Source organism: Streptomyces sp. NPDC088747, from assembly GCF_044751025.1.
GTDB lineage: Bacteria > Actinomycetota > Actinomycetes > Streptomycetales > Streptomycetaceae > Streptomyces.
On record NZ_JBIVKZ010000022.1, the window covers coordinates 73,863 to 92,373 of the forward strand.

Here is an 18,511-nt window from a genome sequence, read left to right on the forward strand (position 1 = left end):
TGTGCGAGGATCGAACACATGGGAACCGGTGGTGGACGACGGGTCGGCCGGCCGCGGGCGGATCAGCGGCCGGACAGTGGTCTGTCGCCGCGCGAGGAACTGCTCGACGCCGCCGCCGAGTTGTTCACCACCCGGGGGTACGCCGCCACCACGACCCGCGCCGTCGCCGAGCGGGCGGGCATGCGCCAGGCGTCGATGTACCACTACGTCTCCGGCAAGGAGGAGCTGCTCGCCGAGCTCCTGGAGTCCACGGTCACGCCCTCGCTCACCCTCGCCCGGGAACTCCTCGCGGACGACACGGCCCCGGCCGAGAAGCGGCTCTGGGAGCTGTGCCGCAAGGACGTCGAGCTGCTCTGCGGCGGGCCGCACAATCTGGGCGGGCTCTATCTGCTGCCCGAGGTGCGCACCGAGCGCTTCGCGGGGTTCCACGCCGTACGGGCCGAACTCAAGGACACCTACCGCCAGTTGCTCGCGGCGACGGGCGCGGGTGGCGCGCTCGCCAAGGGTGAGCTGGCGCTGCGCACGGACCTGCTGTTCAGTCTCATCGAGGGAGTGATCCTCGTGCACCGCTCCGATCCGGAACGGCCGGTGTCGGCGTTCGCCGAGGCCACCGCGGACGCGGCGCTGCGCATCGCCGGGATCTGACCGCTCCGGGCTCGCTCGGGACACGGGTTTCGCACGCCCGTACGCCATTACGCACCGTGTGCGAACGACATCACAGCGTATAAATGGGCAGAGGGTACTCCTGTCGCCTGGGCGATTTCAGGTGCTTGCTGAATATGACACGGCGATGATCCGGTCGGACTAAGCTCGCCCGCAGCGCACCGAGTTGAGATGTATTCGTGCGCTTGTTCCCAAAAGTTCCGAAGATTCAGTTTGATCCATGCCGTTTCCCCGCAAAACTCCCCGATCCCCCAGTCGATTTGTCTTAGAGGGCATACATGGTGAGTGTTCAATCGCCTCCCGGTGGCCGCGAACTTCCCTACGCGCGCGTGCTGTTGCTGCCGGCCATAGCGATGGCCGCGGTGACCGGAGCCGCCGTCGCCGTGGTGACGGACCCGGCCCGGGCCGCCGTCGGCTGGTGCGGAACCATCGCGACGCTCCTGATCATCGCGGTCGGCGCCGAAGCCGTACGACGCGGTCGCGTCGCCCGCGATCTGCGCCTCGATCTGGCGCACCGCACCACATATCTCGAACAGCGCGTCGCCTCCCACGACCAGGAGATCCTCTACTTCACCCACGAGATCCTCCCTGTCGCGCTCGACCGGCTGCACGCCGGAGCGTCTCCGGCGGAAGTGATCCGCACCCTCCCCGAGACGGATCCCGACCTGCCCGAACTGTCCGCTCCGCAGCGCGAGTTGCTGAAGAGCGTGCTCAAGATGATCGACCGCGAGGAAGCGATGCGCGACTCCGCGCAGCGTGCCTTCGTCAACATCGCCCGGCGCGTCCAGGCGATCGTCCACCAGCAGAACAAGGAACTCCGTGAGATGGAGGAGGACCACGGGCGCAACCCGGAGGTCTTCGACGACCTCCTGCGCATCGACCACGGCACCGCGCTGATCGGCCGTCTCGCCGACTCCATCGCGGTGCTCGGCGGCGGCCGTCCCGGACGTCAGTGGCCCGAGCCCGTACCGCTGTTCAGCGTGCTGCGCGGCGCGATGTCCCGCATCCTGGAGTACCGCCGCATCGAGCTGCACAACGTCGTCGAGGTCGCCGTCAACGGCGTGTCCGTCGAACCGCTCATCCACGCCGTCGCCGAACTCCTCGACAACGCCACGCGCTACTCGCCGCCGCACACCAAGGTGCACGTCACCGCCATCGAGGTGCAGACCGGCATCGCCGTCGAGATCGAGGACGGCGGCGTCAGCCTCAGCGACGAGGCCCGCGACAAGGCCGAGGACCTGCTCAGGCAGGCCGCCCTCGGTGTCGACATGGACGCGCTCGGCGCCAACCCGCGGCTCGGCATGGCCGTCGTCGGCCGGCTCTCGAAGATGTACAACCTCCAGGTCTCGCTGCGGCAGTCCGCGTACGGCGGTGTCCGCGCCGTCCTGGTCGCGCCGCGCGCCATGCTCACCACCGACGACGCACCCGGTCTCGCGCACGGCATCGGCATCGCCTCCGTCCCGACCATGGACACCGACGGCGTGGAGGGCCCCAACCGCAAGCCCAAGAAGCGCCGCCCGACCACCGGCCCGCGGGTCCCCACCCCTCTCGGCGCCATGGAGGACGACGTCCCCCAGGTCACCGAGTGGACGGCCAACGGCCTGCCGCAGCGCCGCAGTCGCGTCAAGGTCTCCTTCAGCCAGCGGATCGCCGAGGCCCGCGCGGACGCGGCCGCCGCGGAGGCCGCCGAGGCCGCGGCGCCCACGTGGTCGCCCGAACCCGTGCCGGAGGAGAAGGAGCCCGAACCCGGCCTGTGGGTCGAGGCGTTCATGGAAGGGCTCAAGGGCGATCCGGATCCGGCCGCCGCCGCGACCGGCACCGACACCAGGCCGGCCCCTGTGGAGGCCGACGACGAAGGGGACCTCAAGTGATCCAGCAGCGCGCCAACTTCGACTGGATGCTGAAGGAACTCGCCGACGGCGTACCGGGAGTCCAGCAGATCGTGGTTCTCTCCGCCGACGGACTGCGCATCGCCAGGTACGGCGGCGACCCGGACGCCGCCGACCGTGTCGCCGCCGCCTGCGCGGGCCTGCAGAGCCTGGCCGGAGCCGTCGCGAGCGAGATCCCCAACAGCGACGGCCGGATGCGCATGGTGATCATCGAGATCAACGGCGGCTACTTCTACCTGATGTCGGCGGGGCCCAACGCCTACCTCGCGGTCCTCGCCAACCAGACCGCCGAACCCGGCCTGATGAGCAACCGCATGCGTGACCTCGTCGTGCGGATCGGAGCCCATCTGACGAGTCCGCCGAGGCGCAACGGGCAGACCGTATGACTCCTCCGCAACGCCGACGGCGCTATCCCAAGGAAGAACCGGCGGGACCTCCCGTCGAGGGTCCGCCCAGTGAAGAACCCTCTCAGGGGGGACCCCCGAACGAGGGATCTCCGAACGAGGGATCTCAGAAAGAGGGCCAGGACCCGAAGAACCCCGAGCGGCTGTATCTGCTCACCGGCGGGGCCGAGGGCGGCGACCGGGCCGCCCTCGACCTGGTCACGTTGATCGTGGCCCGCGCCGAGGCGCCGCCGCCCAACGCCCAGCCGGAGAAGTCGGCCCTGGTCCGGCTCTGCACGGCCCCCCTGTCCGTGGCCGAACTCTCGGCCTATCTCAACCTGCCGGTCAGCGTGGTGACCGTCCTGCTCACCGAGTTGCTGGCGGCCGAACTGGTACAGGCGCGCGCCCCGATCGTCCGCTCGGCGCTCCCCGACCGTTCCCTCCTCGAAGCGGTGATGCATGGACTTCAAAAGCTCTGACACCATCACGGGCCCTCGCGCCGAGGACCATCTGCCGCACACCACCCAGGCAGCCGTGAAGATCGTCATCGTCGGCGGCTTCGGAGTGGGCAAGACGACCATGGTGGGCTCCGTCAGCGAGATCAAACCGCTGACCACGGAGGAGACCATGACGCAGGCCGGGATCGGGGTCGACGACAACTACGGCTCCGAGACCAAGACGGCCACCACCGTGGCCATGGACTTCGGCCGGATCTCGATCACCGAGCAACTGGTGCTCTACCTGTTCGGCACACCGGGCCAGGAGCGCTTCTGGTTCCTGTGGAACGGCCTCTTCGAGGGGGCGCTCGGCGCGGTCGTGCTCATCGACACCCGCCGCCTGGAGGTCAGCTTCGACGTCATCGGCCGCCTGGAGGAACGCGGTGTGCCGTTCGTCGTCGCCATAAACACCTTCCCGGACGCGCCCGACTACCCGATCGAGGACCTGCGGGCCGCGCTCGACCTGGCCGACGAGATCCCGATCGTGCAGTGCGACGCACGCCGCCGCGCCTCCAGCCGCGACGTCCTGATGACGCTGATGCGCTTCCTGCACTCGCTGGCGATGGCCCCGTCGGGCGCCTGAGCCCCGTACGGAACGACGAACGACCGGCCCCTCACCGGCAGAAACCCCCCAAGACACCAGTTTCGGAGCGATCACCGTGACGCCTGAATCCCCCTCCCCGACCGGTATGAACGACCTCACGCTCGAGCCGCCGCCCGGCTGCCCCGCCCACGGCTCGGGCCCCGGCGGGCTGCGCCGGCTGTACGGACCCGAGGCCGAGGACCTGGAAGCCCTCTACGACAAACTCCGCGCCGAACACGGCGCCGTCGCCCCCGTGCTGCTCCACGACGACGTGCCGATCTGGGTGGTGCTCGGCCACGGCGAGAACCTGCACATGGTGAGCACCCCCTCGCACTACGCGCGCGACAGCCGCCTGTGGACCGCGGTCCAGGACGGCACGGCGGGCCCCGAACACCCGCTCGCACCGCACATCGCCTGGCAGCCCATCTGCTCCCACGCCGAGGGCGACGAGCACCTGCGGCTGCGTGGGGCGGTGACCGGAGCCATGTCGACGATCGACCACCGCAGCCTGCGGCGGCACATCAACCGTGCCACCCAGCGCCTGGTCAACGAGTTCTGCGAGCAGGGCAGGGCCGACCTGGTCGGCCAGTTCGCCGAGCACCTGCCGATGGCCGTGCTGTGCGAGATCCTCGGCATGCCCGAGGAGTACAACGACCGCATCGTGCAGGCCACCCGCGACCTGCTCAAGGGCACCGAGACCGCGATCGCCAGCAACGAGTACGTCCAGGGCGTCCTGTCCCGGCTGACGGCCCGCCGCCGTGCCCAGCCCGAGGAGGACTTCACCAGCCACCTCATCAACCACCCCGCCCGCCTCACCGACGACGAGGTCACCCAGCACCTGTGGCTGGTGCTGCTCGCCTCCTACGAGGCCACCGCCAACCTGATCGCCAACGTGCTGCGCATGGTCCTCACCGACCCGCGCTTCCGCGCCCAGCTCAACGGCGGCCAGATGACGGTCCCCGAGGCGGTCGAGCAGTCCCTGTGGGACGAGCCGCCGTTCAGCGCGGTCCTCGGCTACTTCGCCAAGCAGGACACGGAGTTGGGCGGCAGGCGCATCCGCAAGGGCGACGGACTGCTCTTCGGGATCGCGCCGGGCAACGTCGACCCGAAGGTACGACCGGACCTCGCCGCCAACATGCAGGGCAACCGGTCCCACCTCGCCTTCGGGGGCGGCCCCCACGAGTGTCCGGGCCAGGACATCGGCCGTGCCATCGCCGACGTCGGTGTCGACGCCCTGCTGATGCGGGTGCCCGATGTGCAACTGAACTGCGAGGAGAGCGAGTTGCGCTGGCGGGCGTCGATGTCGTCACGCCACCTGGTGGAGCTGCCGGTGCGGTTCGAGCCGAAACCCCTCCAGGACGTCACGCAGTTGCCCGCCCTCCACGCGATGCCGCGCCAGCGTCCCACCTGGCAGGTCACGACCGAGCGCACGGAGCCGGTCGCGCCCGCCCCGCGGCCGGTGGCGCCGGAGCCCGCCCCGACGCCGGAGCCCGCCCCGACGCCGGAGCCCGCCCACCGGCTCGGCGCCTGGCAGCGGTTCGTGCGCTGGTGGCGCGGCTACTGAGCCGTCTCCGCCAGGAGGCCCGGCGACGCCCAGGTGTCGTACGAGTCCCAGGCCTCCAGCACCCGCCCGCTGACGAACCGGTGCTCGTGCCCCGTGACCGGGTCGGTGAACTCCAGTCTCCGCGCCAGTAGTTGGAGCGGACGCCGGAAGTCACCGGCCGGCACGGGCCCGGTCACCACCGGGTACAGCGGATCGCCGAGGATCGGCACGCCCAACGCGTTCATATGGACCCGGAGTTGATGGGTCTGCCCGGTGCCGGGTGTCAGCCGGTAACGCCCGAGGCCCTCGCGGCGGTCGGTCAACTCGACCAGGCTGACGGCGTTCGGCTCGCCCTCGACCTCCCGGGCGGCCATCACGCCGCGCTCCTTGACGATCCGGCTGCGGACGGTGCTGGGGCGCGCGAGGCCCGGGGAGTACGGGGCGATGGCCTCGTACTCCTTCGTCACCAGCCTGGCGCCGAACAGCGACTGGTACGCGCCGCGTTCCTCGGGCCGCACCGTGAACAACAGGAGCCCGGCCGTGAGCCGGTCGAGGCGGTGCGCGGCGCCGAGCGCCGGGATGCCGAGGTCCCGCCGCAGCCGGGCGAGGGCGGTCTCGGTGACGTGGCTGCCGCGCGGGGTGGTGGCGAGGAAGTGCGGCTTGTCGGCCACCACGATGTGCTCGTCGCGGTACACGACGTCGAGCGCGAACGGCACCCGCTCCTCGTCCGGCGGCTCCCGGTGGAACCACACGAACGCCCCCGGCGCGTACGCCGTGTCGGACGCCACCGGCCGCCCGTCCGCCCCGACGATCAGTCCGTCGGCGATCATCCCGTCGATCATCTCGGCCGGCGGCGCCAGCCGCTCCACCAGGTGCTCCCGCACGGTGGCCCAGCCCCCGCCCTCGGGCAGCCTGATCCGCACGGGGTCGACCCCGTCACGCTGCGGCAGGGGAGAGGGCGGGATCCGGGATTTGCGTCTCACCTGGTCAAGCGTACGAGGCCGGAACCGCCTCGGCGGTCTCCGGGACCGCGGTACGTGACTTGTACGCCCGGTAGGCCACTCCCAGGACGAGCGTCGCGCCGAGGAAGAGCAGCGTGAACCACTGGAAGTACCAGTGCCCGCCCGCCGGGTCGTACACCGCGGCGCGCGGCCAGGCCAGGTTGACCGTCATGAAGAGGCCGTACAGGAGGGCGACCACGTTGACCGGGACGCCCCAGCGGCCGAGGGAGAAGAGCGGGCGGCCCTCCTCGTCGACGCCGTCGGGGCCGGGGAACTGCCCGCGCAGTCGTCGGACCAGGAGCGGCCCGGTGACCATCGCGTACGCCAGGTACAGCATCACGATGCAGGTGGTTCCGATGGCCAGGAAGGCTTCCGGGGAGGCGAAGTTGAGGAGCAGTACGGCGGCGGCGAGTACGCCGACGACCAGGGCCGGGGCGTTCGGCATGCCGGTGCGCGGATTGACCTTGGCGAGGCGGCCGGAGAAGGGGAGCCGTCTGTCGCGGGCCATCGAGAAGAGCATGCGGGAGGCGGCGGTCTGGATCGCCAGGGTCGCCACCGCGATGGCCACCACCACGTCGGCGAGGAGCGCGCGGCCCACTCCGTCGCCGAGGGTGCTGGTCAGCACATAGCTCAGGCCCTCAAGGCCGAGGCGTCCGTCGGTGAGGCTCGGGGCCGCGAGCAGGCCGCCCATGACGATCAGCCCGCCGAGCAGGCCCGCAGCGCCGAGCGCCGTGAGGATCGTCCGGGGCGCGGTGCGGCGCGGATAGCGGGTCTCCTCGCTCATCTCGCCGGCGCTGTCGAAGCCGATCATGACGTACGCCGCCATGAAGGAGCCCACCATCAGCGCTCCGAGGAGGCCGGTGCTGCCCTCGGCGGTGTGGAAGGTGATGCCGGGGGTGCGCTCGGAGTGGGTGAGCAGCAGCACGATGATCAGAACGGCGCCGATGATCTCGGCGGTCACTCCGACCCGGTTGATCAGGGACATCACCCGGTTGTCGAGGACGTTCACCAGCGTGGTCAGGACGAGCAGGATCACCCCGAAGACCGCGGCGTTGGCCGCGCCGTCGGCGCTGGTGGGTGCCGGGTCGCTGCCCACGAGCTGGAAGCCGGACCAGATCGCGGGGAGCACCATCTGGAGCGCGAGGGCCGCAGCCGCGACCACCACGATCTGTCCGATCACCATGATCCAGCCCGCGAACCAGCCGAAGGAGAGGTTCGAGAGCCGGGAGGACCACTGGTAGATCGCGCCGGAGATCGGATAGCGCGCGGCCAGTTCCGCGAAGCACGCGGCGACCGTCAACTGGCCCACCAGGACGGCCGGCCAGGTCCAGAAGAAGACGGGGCCGCCGAACGCGTACCCGAAGGCGAAGAACTGGAAGACGGTCGTCAGTACGGAGATGAAGGAGAAGCCGGCGGCGAACGAGGCGTACCGGCCGAGGCTGCGGTGCAGTTCCTGGCGGTAGCCGAACTCGGCGAGGGAGTGGTCGCCGGGGGAGTCCGGGGGGTCGGGGCGTACTTTGGACGGGGCGGTGGTCGTCACGGTGGCACCTGCCTTCGGCGCGGAGGGCGAGCGGATTCCTGTCGGGTGACAGAAATTAGGGAGGGGCTGTTTCGCTCGCGTGACGCGGCCATGTCTGCGACGGGCCTAAGTCCTCACGCCCTTGCCGACGGAGACGGATCGCGATACATCGCGTGTATGGGTACTGGTCCAGGAGCTTGAGTCGATCACCGGCGTCAACGCGGTCCCGCTGCTGCCGGCGGCCTTCCTGGCGGTTCCATTTATGGCGCCGTCCGGGATGACGGGCTGGGTGCGGTACGCCGACGACGTAGGTTCGCTCAACTGGGCGGTGACCGTGGGGTGGGGTGCTGTCTGCGGACCCTGGGCGGGATGATGTGCTCGGCCGCGGCGGTGCGCTGCTCGCGTCGGCGATCACCGCGGGCACCTCCCGGGCCTGCTGAGCGGCGCGGGCTACGGCGACAGCCTCACCCTGCGTGCCCTGCTCACCCACACCAGCGGCCTGTACGACTGTGGCTGGCGATCCGGATGTGCGGGGGCGTACCGGGGGACGGTGTGGCCCGGCGGCGGGCCGGTGTGGGTCCCCGTCCGACGGGGTGGGGCCCCGCCCCGTCGGACGTCCGGGGGCGGCCCGCGTCAGGCGCGGGTGCCCTTCGGGAGCGGCGGGTACTTTTCGGGACCGGCTGGGCGCCTTTCGGGACCGGAGCGCGCCCTGGGGGACCAGGGTCGCCTCGTCCCGGGTCGGGGCCAGCGCTTCCGAGTTCCCGGTCCCGCGCGCCTGGCTCTCGGGCGAGGGTGTCGTGGGTAAGCGAGGGTGTGTTTCAGGAACCGGCTCCGCGCCTGCCGGCGTCCGGGTGTGCGCTGGGTCAGGGAGGGTGTCTCGGGAAGCGGCCCCGCGCCGCTCGGCGTCCGGGCGGGCGCGTCTCCGGACCCGGGCCGGTGCTACTCGGGGGCCCGGGTCGATGCTGGTCGGTATCGCGGCGGGACCGCCTCAGGCGGACGCCTCCTGCTCCGCCTCCACCTGCGCGTTCCACTCCCGCTTCGACGCCTGCCAGCCGTCCTCGTTGTGCCCGAGGCGCCAGTAGCCGGAGATCGACAGGTCCTCGCGGGGGAACTCGTGCTCGACCCGGAGCTTCCGGCGCAGCTCCTTCACGAAGCCGGCCTCGCCGTGGACGAAGGCGTGCACCCTGCCCTCGGGGAACTCCAGGGCGCGTACGGCCTCGACGAGCGCCTCACCGGCGGGCCGGTCGCCGCGGTGCAGCCAGACGACGTCCACCACCGAGTTGATCTTCTGCTCTTCTTCGGGTCCCGAGATCTCCACGAAGGCGTGCGCCACGGCACCGTCGGGCAGCGCCTCCAGAGCGGCGGCGATCGCCGGCAGCGCGCTCTCGTCACCGGCCAGCAGATGCCAGTCCGCGGTCGGGTCCGGCGCGTAGGCACCGCCGGGGCCCATGAACCGTACGACCTCGCCCGGCTGGACGTTCGCCGCCCAGGGGCCGGCGAGGCCCTCGTCGCCATGCACCACGAAGTCGAGGGTCAGCTCGCGGTGTTCGGGGTCCCAGTGCCGCACCGTGTACGTGCGCGTCACGGGCCACTGGTCACGCGGGAACTCCGCGCGGATGACCTTCATGTCGAACGGCTCCGGGTAGGTGACACCCTCGGCGCCGAACAGCAGCTTCACATAGTGGTCGGTGCAGGTGTCGGCGCTGAAATCCGCGAGGCCGTCGCCGCCGAGTACGACCCGCTGCATGTGCGGGGTGAGCCGCTCGGTCCGCACGACGTGCGCGGAGTGCGGTGCGGGGGTCCTGCGTTCCGGACGCTCTGCCATGACGGCCTCCCAGTTCACGAGCTAAGGCTTACCTAAGTTAGCACCTCCCCTTAGTTAACACGTCAAACCTGAAGAGTCGAGAGCAACCTGTGCAACGACCCGCCCAAACCCCAGCGTACGGCCAGCTCGTCCAGCACGGCCGGGGCGCGCGGTACGCGGGGCAGCGCCACGTCCACGTCGGGCAGCGGCACGTCACCCGCGACCTTGACCACCGTGGGCGCCACCGCGACGTACGGCCGTGACTCGTCGAGGCGCTTGCGCTGCGACGGGGTCAGCTTCGCCTTCGGGTCGTCCACCGCCGCCATGATCCCGGCCAGGTCGCCGAACTCGGCGAGCAGCTTGGCCGCCGTCTTCTCCCCGATGCCGGGAACTCCGGGCAGTCCGTCGCTGGGGTCGCCGCGCAGCAGCGCCAGGTCGGCGTATCCCGGGCCGTCGACGCCGTACCTCTCGCGCAGCCATGCCTCGTCGGTGATTTGGAGCAGGCCGACGCCCTTGATGGGGTAGAGGACGCGGATCTCCCGCTTGTCGTCGACCAGTTGGTAGAGGTCGCGGTCGCCGGTGACGATGTCGACCGGGCCGGTGGCGCGTCCGGTGAACGTGCCGATCACGTCGTCCGCCTCGTAACCCGCCACTCCCACACGGGCGATGCCCAGCGCGTCGAGGACGGCCTCGATCACGGGCACCTGCGGGGAGAGCGTGTCGGGCACCTCCTCCTCGTCCGGGCCGGTCTCGGCCTCCGCGGCGACGCGGTGCGCCTTGTAGGACGGGATCAGGTCGACCCGCCACTGCGGGCGCCAGTCCGCGTCCATGCAGGCCACCAGGTCGTCGGGCCGGTGGTCCTTGACGAGGCGGTCGATGAACTCCAGCAGCCCGCGCACGGCGTTGACCGGCATGCCGTCCGGGGCTTTCACCGAATCGGGAACCCCGAAATAGGCCCGGAAGTACAGGGAGGCGGTGTCGAGCAGCATCAGGCGTCTGGTCACGCCTCGCATCATGCCGTACGGCACTGACAGCGAAGGCCATCGACAGTGACCTGGGCCACTCTTGCGTTTGCCTCGAACGCTCGGGGGCAGGCGCCGCCTCTGAACGACGCCGGGCGCGTCGTTCGACTGTCGTTCAACCGACGTTCACGCGCTCCACCGTCGAAGCGCTCACACCCTCCGGACGAGAGGCACACGTGTCATCCAGGCTAGAGGCCGAGCATCTGTATAAGGTGTTCGGCAGACGACCCGAAGAGGCGATGGAGCGACTCCGGCAGGGGGCGGACCGTGAGGACCTGCGCGCCGAAGGAACCACCGCCGCGGTGATCGACGCCTCGTTCACGGTGGAGCCCGGCCAGATCTTCGTCGTGATGGGCCTGTCCGGTTCCGGCAAGTCGACGCTGCTGCGCATGCTCAACGGGCTGCTGGAGCCGACCGGGGGCCAGGTGCGCTTCGACGGCCAGAACCTGACCGGGCTCAGCGGCCGCGAACTGCGCGAGGTCCGGGCGAAGAAGATCAGCATGGTCTTCCAGCACTTCGCGCTCTTCCCGCACCGCAGTGTCCTGGAGAACGCCGCGTACGGCCTGGGCGTACAGGGCGTGCCGCGCGCCGAGCGTGACGAGCGCGCCGCCAAGGCCCTGGAGCTGGCCGGTCTCGGCGGCTGGGAGAAGTCCTGGCCCGACGAGCTGTCCGGCGGTATGCAGCAGCGCGTGGGGCTGGCCCGCGCGCTCGCCACCGACGCCGACCTGCTGCTGATGGACGAGTCGTTCAGCGCACTCGACCCGCTGATCCGCCGTGACATGCAGGACCAGCTGATCGAGCTCCAGAAGAAGCTGAAGAAGACCATCGTCTTCATCACGCACGACCTCAACGAGGCCATGCGGCTCGGCGACCGGATCGCCGTCATGCGCGACGGCCGCATCGTCCAGATCGGCACCGCCGAGGACATCCTCGTGCGCCCCGCGGACGACTACGTCGCCTCCTTCACCCAGGACGTCGACCGTTCCCGCGTGCTGACCGCGGAGTCCGTCATGGACACCGACCTCCGCGGCGACGAGGCGGACTGCGCCTGCGACACGGTCATGCCCGACACGTCCTTCAACGACGTGTGCGCGATCAGCGCGCGCCTCACGCACCCGGTCGCCGTGCTCGACACGAGACGGAAACTCGTCGGCGTCATACCCCGGCAGCGGCTGATCAGCTTCCTCGGTGACGAGCAGGCCGAGCCCACGCCCTGCGCGGCTCCGCGCGACGAGTCCGCGAAGGCGGTGGGCGCCGGTGCCTAGGATTCCCTTCGGTGACTGGGTCAACGACACCGTCGACTGGCTGCTCAATCACATGGCGTGGCTCTTCGACTTCCTGAAGACCGTGTTCGACGGCGCCTACGACGGCATCAACGCCGTCCTCCAGGCCCCGCAGCCGCTGCTCCTGGCCGGCATCTTCGCCGTGATCGCGTTCTGGCTGCGCGGCACGTCCGCCGGTGTCCTCACCTTCCTGGGATTCGCGTTCATCGACTCCCTCGAACTGTGGGAGGACGCGATGGTGACCCTCTCGCTCGTCCTGGTGGCGACCATCATCGCGCTCGTCATCTCGGTGCCCGTGGGCATCTGGGCGGCGCGCTCCGACCGGGTCAGCAGCGTCGTACGCCCCGTTCTCGACTTCATGCAGACGCTGCCCGCGATGATCTACCTCATCCCGGCCATCCTGTTCTTCGGCACCGGCGCCCCCGCGGGCATGGTCGCCACCCTGATCTTCGCGCTCGCCCCCGGCGTCCGCATGACCGAGCTGGGCATCCGCCAGGTCGACAAGGAACTGGTCGAGGCCGCCGACGCGTTCGGCACCAGCCCCCGCGACACCCTGCTGCGCATCCAGCTCCCGCTGGCCCTGCCCAGCGTCATGGCGGGCGTCAACCAGGTCATCATGCTGGGCCTGTCCATGGCCGCCATCGCCGGCATGGTCGGCACCGGCGGCCTCGGCGGCGACGTGAACCAGGCCATCGGCCAGCTGAACGTCGGCCTCGGCTCCGAGGCGGGCGTCGCCATCGTCATCCTGGCGATCTACCTCGACCGGATGACCAGCGCCCTGGGCACCCAGGTCTCCCCGCTCGGCCGCCGTGCCGCGGCCAGGCTGCGCGCCGCCCAGGGCCTGAAGATCTGGTCCTACCGGCCCCGCCCGTCCGTGGCTGTCATCGGTGTCGTCGTGCTCGCGCTGGTCGCGGGCGGCATGGGAATCTTCGGCGGCACGGACTCCACCTCCACCGCCGCCGACGGCAAGGACGTCGGCCAGGGCAAGAAGATCAGCATCGGCTACATCCCCTGGGACGAGGGCATCGCCTCCACCTTCCTGTGGCAGGAGATCCTGGAGCAGCGCGGCTACGAGGTCGAGACGAAGCAGCTCGACGCGGGCCCCCTCTACACCTCCCTCGCCCAGGGCGACATCGACTTCCAGACGGACGCCTGGCTGCCGACGACCCACGCGGAGTACTGGAAGAAGTACGGCAAGGACCTCGACGACCTGGGCTCCTGGTACGGCCCGACGTCGCTGGAGCTGAGCGTCCCCTCGTACATGAAGGACGTCGACTCCCTGGACGACCTCAAGGGCAAGGCGGCCGAGTTCGGCGGCAAGATCACCGGCATCGAGTCCAGCGCCGGAATGATGGGCCTGCTCAAGACCAAGGTCCTCAAGGAGTACGGGCTCGACAAGGAGTACGAGGTCGTCGACAGCTCCACGCCCGCGATGCTGGCCGAACTGAAGCGCGCCTACGCCAAGCAGGAGCCGATCGTCACGACGCTGTGGTCGCCGCACTGGGCGTACAGTGACTACGACCTGAAGAAGCTCAAGGACCCGAAGGGTGCCTGGGGTTCGGGGGACGGCGTGCACACGCTCTCCCGCACGGGCTTCGCCAAGGAGAACCCGGTCGTCGGCGAGTGGCTCAAGAACTTCAAGATGACCGAGAAGCAGCTCACCGGCCTGGAGTCGGAGATCAACAAGGCCGGCCAGGGCAAGCAGCAGGCCGCCGTGCGCGCCTGGCTGAAGAAGAACCCCGGCGTCGTCGACAAGCTCGCCCCCGTCGAGTCCGGCAAGGCCGCCGCCGAGACGAAGCGCGCGCTGGACGTCGCCTGGTTCCCCTGGGACGAGGACGTCGCCGTCACCTACCTGTGGAAGAACGTCCTGGCACGGCGCGGCTACACGCTGAACCTGAAGCAGATGGATGTCGGCCCCGTCTACACGGGCCTCGCCTCCGGTGATCTCGACCTCAACTTCGACGCCTGGCTGCCGTACGCCCAGGCCAACTACTGGGATCAGCACAAGAACGACCTGAGAGACCTCGGCACCTGGTACGAACCGACCTCTCTGGAGATCGCCGTCCCCGGCTACGTGAAGGACGTCAAGTCCCTCGCGGACCTCAAGGGCAAGGGTGACACCTTCGGAGGGAAGATCATCGGCATCGAGCCGGGCACGGGCGAGATGAACCTGCTCAAGACGAAGGTGCTGCCGGGCTACGGCCTGGACAAGGAGTACAAGGTCGTCGACGGCTCCACGCCCGCGATGCTGGCCGAGCTGAAGCGCGCGTACGCCAAGAAGGAGCCTGTCGCGGTCGTCCTGTGGTCGCCGCACTGGGCGTACAGCGAGTACGAGCTGACCAAGCTCGCGGACGACAAGAAGCTGTTCGGCGAGGGCAACACGATCCGGACCATCTCCAGCAGGAAGTTCCCCGAGCAGTATCCGCAGCTCACCGAGTGGATCAAGAACTTCACCATGAGCGAGGACGAACTCGGCAGCCTGGAGGCCGAGATCAAGGACCGTGGTCAGGGGCAGGAGGAGGACGCCGTCGCCGCCTGGCTGAAGGAGCACCCCGACATGGTGGAGCGGATGACTCCGCAGTAGTCCGGGCGGCGGTGCACCGTCGCCTTCCTCGACGCCGGCGGGCGCCGGTGGTTCGCCGAGGGGTGGACCTTCGTCGCGCGGGGCCTGTGCCCCGTGTGGCGAAGGCCACCCCTCGCGGAGTTCCCGGGGCCCGCCACGGGTCCGTACGCTCGGCTCCCCCTCTCCCGCGTTCCTGTGAGACCCCGTGCGATCCCTGCTCCGCGCCCGCCTCCTCGGCGCCCTCCTCCTGGTGACGGTGACGACCGCGCTGCCGAGGGCCGAACCGGCGCCCGCCTCCGCCGCCATGACGCGGCTCGTGTCCCTGGCCGGCGACGTGCGCGACGCCGACGGCCACGCGTACGGGGTGCGCGACGACTCGGGGCGCACCATGGACACCGCGGAGATCACCCAGGCGCCGGACGGCACCTATCTCGCCGTCTACCACTCGACCCTCGCCGACGGCCGCTTCCACTCGGCCCTCGCCACCTCCACGGATCTGCGGACCTGGACCCGCCGCCACGACTTCGGCGCGGGCACCAGCCAGCCCACCCTCGCCCTCGACGGCGCCGGTGGCTACGTACTGGCGTACGAGAAGGATCCGGACAACCACATCGCGGTACGCGGCTACGCCGATCTCGGCGCCCTGCTGGCCGGACACGCCGACCGTGCCTACGACGCCCCGCGCACTCTCTCGCCGTGCGCCGAGGGCACGCCGGACATCACCGCCGTGCGGAACGGCACGGTCTCACTCACCGGCCACTACCGGGCGGACTGCGACACCGACCGCCAACTCCGCGCCGTACTCACGGACTTCACGACCTGGCACGCCGAGTCCGACCAGCGCCTGGACCGGGCACTGGAGGCGTGGGGCACGAGCGGCAACATAGGCGACCGCTCGACCGTCCAACTCGCCGGAACGAGGCTGGTGTTGATAGAGGGACAGCGGTGGCGCGAGGACTTCGGAAGCTGGCGGACGTATGCCTACGATCCGGTGACGGGAAGGGCGGACCCGCTGACGGTGCGCACCCACGGCGGCAGCCGGGCCTTCGCCAACCCCTCCACGACGCTGCTCACCGACCCGGACGGGCATCCGGCCCTGCTGGTCAGCCTTTTCGTGCCGAGCGAGGGCGCGGCACCCGGCGAAACGGGCCAGCTCCTCTATTGGCGCGAACTGTAGCCCCCACCCACCTTCCACGTGTCGGCGATGTGACGGGTGCGTGAAACGGTTTGCCGAACATGCGTAGGGTGCAAACAACTCTTCAGAAGCGGTGCGCCGAAGCACTGACCGTAGAAGCGACCGACGACGCGAGGGAGGGAGCCGAAACGATGGGCGACCACAAAGAACAGCCCCTGCGGGTGGGCGCGGCAGTGCGGCGGCGGCGCCGCACGCTCGACCTCACCCTCGCCGTCGTGGCCGAACGCAGCGGCCTGTCGGTGCCCTTTCTCAGCCAGGTCGAGAACGAGCGCGCCCGCCCCAGCAGGACGTCCCTGGAGAGGGTCGCCGACGCGCTCGGCACCACCGCCGTCGAACTGCTCGCCGCGGCCGACCCGGCGTGCAGCGTGGACGTCGTGCGCGCCGAAGCCGCCGTGTACGCCCACGAGGCGCGCGTACGCCCCCTGGTGCGCGGTCACCACCAGTTGCACGCCACCGAGTTCACCGGCGACCACGACGAGGGCCGCGAACTCCAGCTCCGCAACGACAAGTTGATGTACGTCGTCGACGGAGCCGTGGAGGTCGAGGCGGAGGGCCGCGCCCATCGCCTGGGGCGCGGCGACACCATGTACCTGACGGGCGGCGTGCGGCACCGGTGGCGGGCCACCGTGCCGGACACCCGGGTGATCGTGGTCGAGCTCGCCGACCACATCGACGCGGTGGAGGACCGGCACAACGTTGGCAGGCACTGACCCGGGCCGTGCCGCCCCGCGCGTCGTGTCCCTCGTACCCTCGCTCACCGAGGCCGTCGCGCTCTCGCTGCCCGGCGTCCTGGTCGGCGCGACCGACTGGTGCACCCACCCGGCGGACCTCGACGTCGTGCGGATCGGCGGCACCAAGAACCCCGATGTCGACGCCGTCCTGCGGCTCGCCCCCGACCTGGTCGTCGCCAACGAGGAGGAGAACCGCGAGCCCGACCTGACCGCCCTGCGCGCGGCCGGCGCCGAGGTCCTGGTCACCGAGGTACGGGACCTGCCGGGAGCCTTCCGCGAGCTGGAGCGGGTGCTGCGGGCGTGCGGGGCGCGGGACCGGCCGCGCTGGCTGGACGAGGCGGAGGCGGCGTGGGCGGAGCCGGTGCCCACCGGCCGTCGCACGAGCGCGGTCGTACCGATCTGGCGCCGGCCCTGGATGGTGCTCGGCCGGGACACCTTCGCCGGGGACCTGCTGGACCGCCTCGGTGTCGACAACGTGTACGCGCGGCACGAGGACCGCTATCCGCGCGTCCCGTTGCCCGACCTCAGGGCCGCGGCCCCCGCACTCGTGGTCCTCCCCGACGAGCCGTACCGCTTCACCGCCGACGACGGACCCGAGGCGTTCGAAGGCGTGCCCTGCGCACTCGTCGACGGACGCATGCTCACCTGGTACGGGCCGTCACTGGCGCGGGCTCCGCGGGTTCTGGGCGAGGCGCTGCGAGCAGCTCGCCGCTGAGCAGGCCGCGGACCGTGCCGACGCCGGCCACCGCCCAGGCCGCCACCAGCAGGGCGTACAGCGCGACCGCGAGCACGTCGAGGGCGACCAGACCGGTGTGCCGGGCCAGCCCCTCCGTGCCGGTGACGCAGGTCCCCACCGGGAAGGTGAACGCCCACCACGTCATCGCGAAGCCCATGCCCCGCCGCCGGGCACGCAGCACCAGCGCGCCGGCGAGAGCGAGCCAGAGCAGCGCGAAGCCCATCACGGAGACGCCGTAGAGGACGGCGAGCGCGCCGAAACCCTGGTCGTACGGGGCGGGCACCACGCCGGGTGCGAGGTCGGCGAACTTACCCACCGCGGTCGTGGACTGGCCGAGCGGGCCGAGCACCAGGAACAGCGTCGGGGTCAGGGCGAGCGGCAGCGGGTCACCCGCGACCATCCGGGCGAAGATCAGCGGCAGCATCAGCGAGGTCGCCAGCAGGCTCAGCCCGAACATCGCGAAGCACCCGAGGAAGAGGGCCTCCCGCGCCTGGCCGGGCGGCAGATACGGGACGAGGAGCGGGCCGAGAGCGGCGGACACCATCGGCGCGACGACCGGGAGCAGCCACACCGGGCTCGCCCGGCCGGGCTCGATCCGGTGCCGGGTCACCATGAGGTACGGGACGGCCACGGCGCAGGCGAGACCGATGACCGTACCGGCGACGAACAGCACGGCGTCCAGCGCGACCGCCGCCTCCAGGCCGATCCAGTCCCTGCCCACGACCAGGGCGCCGCCGCCCACCGCCAGCAGGGCCATGGAGAGGCAGCCGTAGAAGGGGGCGGTGGCCGGGTCGAGGAAACCGGCGCGGGCCCGGTCGCGGTGGTGCGTCCAGTGCAGGGCCCGCGCGACCAGCAGGACCACAAGCATCGCCAGCGACAGCGCCCAGACCGCGGCGCAGCCGGTCCGCAGGCCGGGAACCGCCCCGGGGAGCCCGGCACCCGCCGTGGCCACGATCGCGGTGCCCATCACCGAGGCGTACCAGTTGGGGCCGAGATGGCGGAGAGCCGCGGTGTGCCGGGTTCCGGCCTTGGCGAACGGTGTGACGGGGTGGGCTGCGGCGACCATGACTCCACGGTCCTGCCGCCGGGCGCTCCCCAC

At 70.7% G+C, this 18,511-nt stretch carries 16 protein-coding genes; 11 read left to right on the top strand and 5 right to left on the bottom strand.

Annotation, left to right across the window (positions count from 1 at the left end; genetic code table 11):
• Positions 1 to 18 precede the first annotated feature (18 nt).
• From ACIP79_RS37135 to ACIP79_RS37160, 6 genes are all read left to right on the top strand, one after another.
• Positions 19 to 645 (top strand): TetR/AcrR family transcriptional regulator, encoded by a 627-nt coding sequence (locus ACIP79_RS37135; RefSeq protein ID WP_401230983.1) that lies wholly within the window; start codon positions 19 to 21, stop codon positions 643 to 645.
• A gap of 296 nt (positions 646 to 941) precedes the next feature.
• A complete protein-coding gene (locus ACIP79_RS37140; protein ID WP_401230985.1) occupies positions 942 to 2,534 on the top strand; it encodes a sensor histidine kinase in 1,593 nt (530 codons plus the stop codon).
• Positions 2,531 to 2,938, top strand: a complete 408-nt coding sequence (locus ACIP79_RS37145) for a roadblock/LC7 domain-containing protein (RefSeq protein WP_266467101.1) — start codon at positions 2,531 to 2,533, stop codon at positions 2,936 to 2,938. Before ACIP79_RS37140 ends, ACIP79_RS37145 begins: the two co-directional genes overlap by 4 nt.
• On the top strand, positions 2,935 to 3,414 hold the full coding sequence (locus tag ACIP79_RS37150) for a DUF742 domain-containing protein (RefSeq protein WP_401230988.1): 480 nt from the start codon (positions 2,935 to 2,937) through the stop codon (positions 3,412 to 3,414). The genes ACIP79_RS37145 and ACIP79_RS37150 overlap by 4 nt, the downstream gene beginning before the upstream one ends.
• Positions 3,395 to 4,015 (top strand): ATP/GTP-binding protein, encoded by a 621-nt coding sequence (locus ACIP79_RS37155; protein WP_383681924.1) that lies wholly within the window; start codon positions 3,395 to 3,397, stop codon positions 4,013 to 4,015. Before ACIP79_RS37150 ends, ACIP79_RS37155 begins: the two co-directional genes overlap by 20 nt.
• Positions 4,016 to 4,091: 76 nt before the next feature.
• Positions 4,092 to 5,579 carry a cytochrome P450 gene (locus ACIP79_RS37160; protein WP_401230992.1) on the top strand — a complete coding sequence of 496 codons (1,488 nt, stop codon included), beginning with the start codon at positions 4,092 to 4,094 and terminating at the stop codon, positions 5,577 to 5,579.
• Here ACIP79_RS37160 and ACIP79_RS37165 read toward each other — a convergent pair.
• The 4 genes from ACIP79_RS37165 to ACIP79_RS37180 form a co-directional block, all read right to left on the bottom strand.
• Positions 5,573 to 6,541: an RluA family pseudouridine synthase gene (locus ACIP79_RS37165; protein WP_401230995.1), complete on the bottom strand. Its 969-nt coding sequence runs from the start codon at positions 6,539 to 6,541 to the stop codon at positions 5,573 to 5,575. The genes ACIP79_RS37160 and ACIP79_RS37165 overlap by 7 nt on opposite strands.
• Positions 6,542 to 6,545: 4 nt before the next feature.
• The gene (locus tag ACIP79_RS37170; RefSeq protein WP_401230998.1) at positions 6,546 to 8,099 is read right to left on the bottom strand and encodes an amino acid permease; all 1,554 of its coding nucleotides are present in this window, start codon (positions 8,097 to 8,099) and stop codon (positions 6,546 to 6,548) included.
• A gap of 967 nt (positions 8,100 to 9,066) precedes the next feature.
• A complete protein-coding gene (locus tag ACIP79_RS37175; RefSeq protein WP_401231001.1) occupies positions 9,067 to 9,903 on the bottom strand; it encodes a siderophore-interacting protein in 837 nt (278 codons plus the stop codon).
• A gap of 62 nt (positions 9,904 to 9,965) precedes the next feature.
• On the bottom strand, positions 9,966 to 10,895 hold the full coding sequence (locus ACIP79_RS37180) for a 5'-3' exonuclease H3TH domain-containing protein (protein ID WP_401231204.1): 930 nt from the start codon (positions 10,893 to 10,895) through the stop codon (positions 9,966 to 9,968).
• Between the two features lie 185 nt (positions 10,896 to 11,080).
• Between ACIP79_RS37180 and ACIP79_RS37185 the strand changes: the two genes are divergently transcribed.
• The 5 genes from ACIP79_RS37185 (at position 11,081) to ACIP79_RS37205 (ending at position 17,391) form a co-directional block, all read left to right on the top strand.
• Positions 11,081 to 12,169 (top strand): glycine betaine/L-proline ABC transporter ATP-binding protein, encoded by a 1,089-nt coding sequence (locus tag ACIP79_RS37185; RefSeq protein WP_401231004.1) that lies wholly within the window; start codon positions 11,081 to 11,083, stop codon positions 12,167 to 12,169.
• Entirely contained in the window at positions 12,162 to 14,771 is a 2,610-nt protein-coding gene (locus ACIP79_RS37190) for an ABC transporter permease/substrate binding protein (RefSeq protein ID WP_401231006.1), read from the top strand. Before ACIP79_RS37185 ends, ACIP79_RS37190 begins: the two co-directional genes overlap by 8 nt.
• Positions 14,772 to 14,955: 184 nt before the next feature.
• On the top strand, positions 14,956 to 15,927 hold the full coding sequence (locus ACIP79_RS37195; RefSeq protein ID WP_401231008.1) for a hypothetical protein: 972 nt from the start codon (positions 14,956 to 14,958) through the stop codon (positions 15,925 to 15,927).
• Positions 15,928 to 16,076: 149 nt separating this feature from the next.
• Entirely contained in the window at positions 16,077 to 16,655 is a 579-nt protein-coding gene (locus tag ACIP79_RS37200) for a helix-turn-helix domain-containing protein (protein WP_401231011.1), read from the top strand.
• The gene (locus tag ACIP79_RS37205) at positions 16,642 to 17,391 is read left to right on the top strand and encodes a helical backbone metal receptor (protein WP_401231014.1); all 750 of its coding nucleotides are present in this window, start codon (positions 16,642 to 16,644) and stop codon (positions 17,389 to 17,391) included. The genes ACIP79_RS37200 and ACIP79_RS37205 overlap by 14 nt, the downstream gene beginning before the upstream one ends.
• On the opposite strand, the gene ACIP79_RS37210 is transcribed toward ACIP79_RS37205, so the two are convergent.
• Positions 17,318 to 18,478 carry a TDT family transporter gene (locus ACIP79_RS37210; protein WP_401231016.1) on the bottom strand — a complete coding sequence of 387 codons (1,161 nt, stop codon included), beginning with the start codon at positions 18,476 to 18,478 and terminating at the stop codon, positions 17,318 to 17,320. The two genes, ACIP79_RS37205 and ACIP79_RS37210, sit on opposite strands and share 74 nt — an antisense overlap.
• Positions 18,479 to 18,511: the final 33 nt, after the last annotated feature.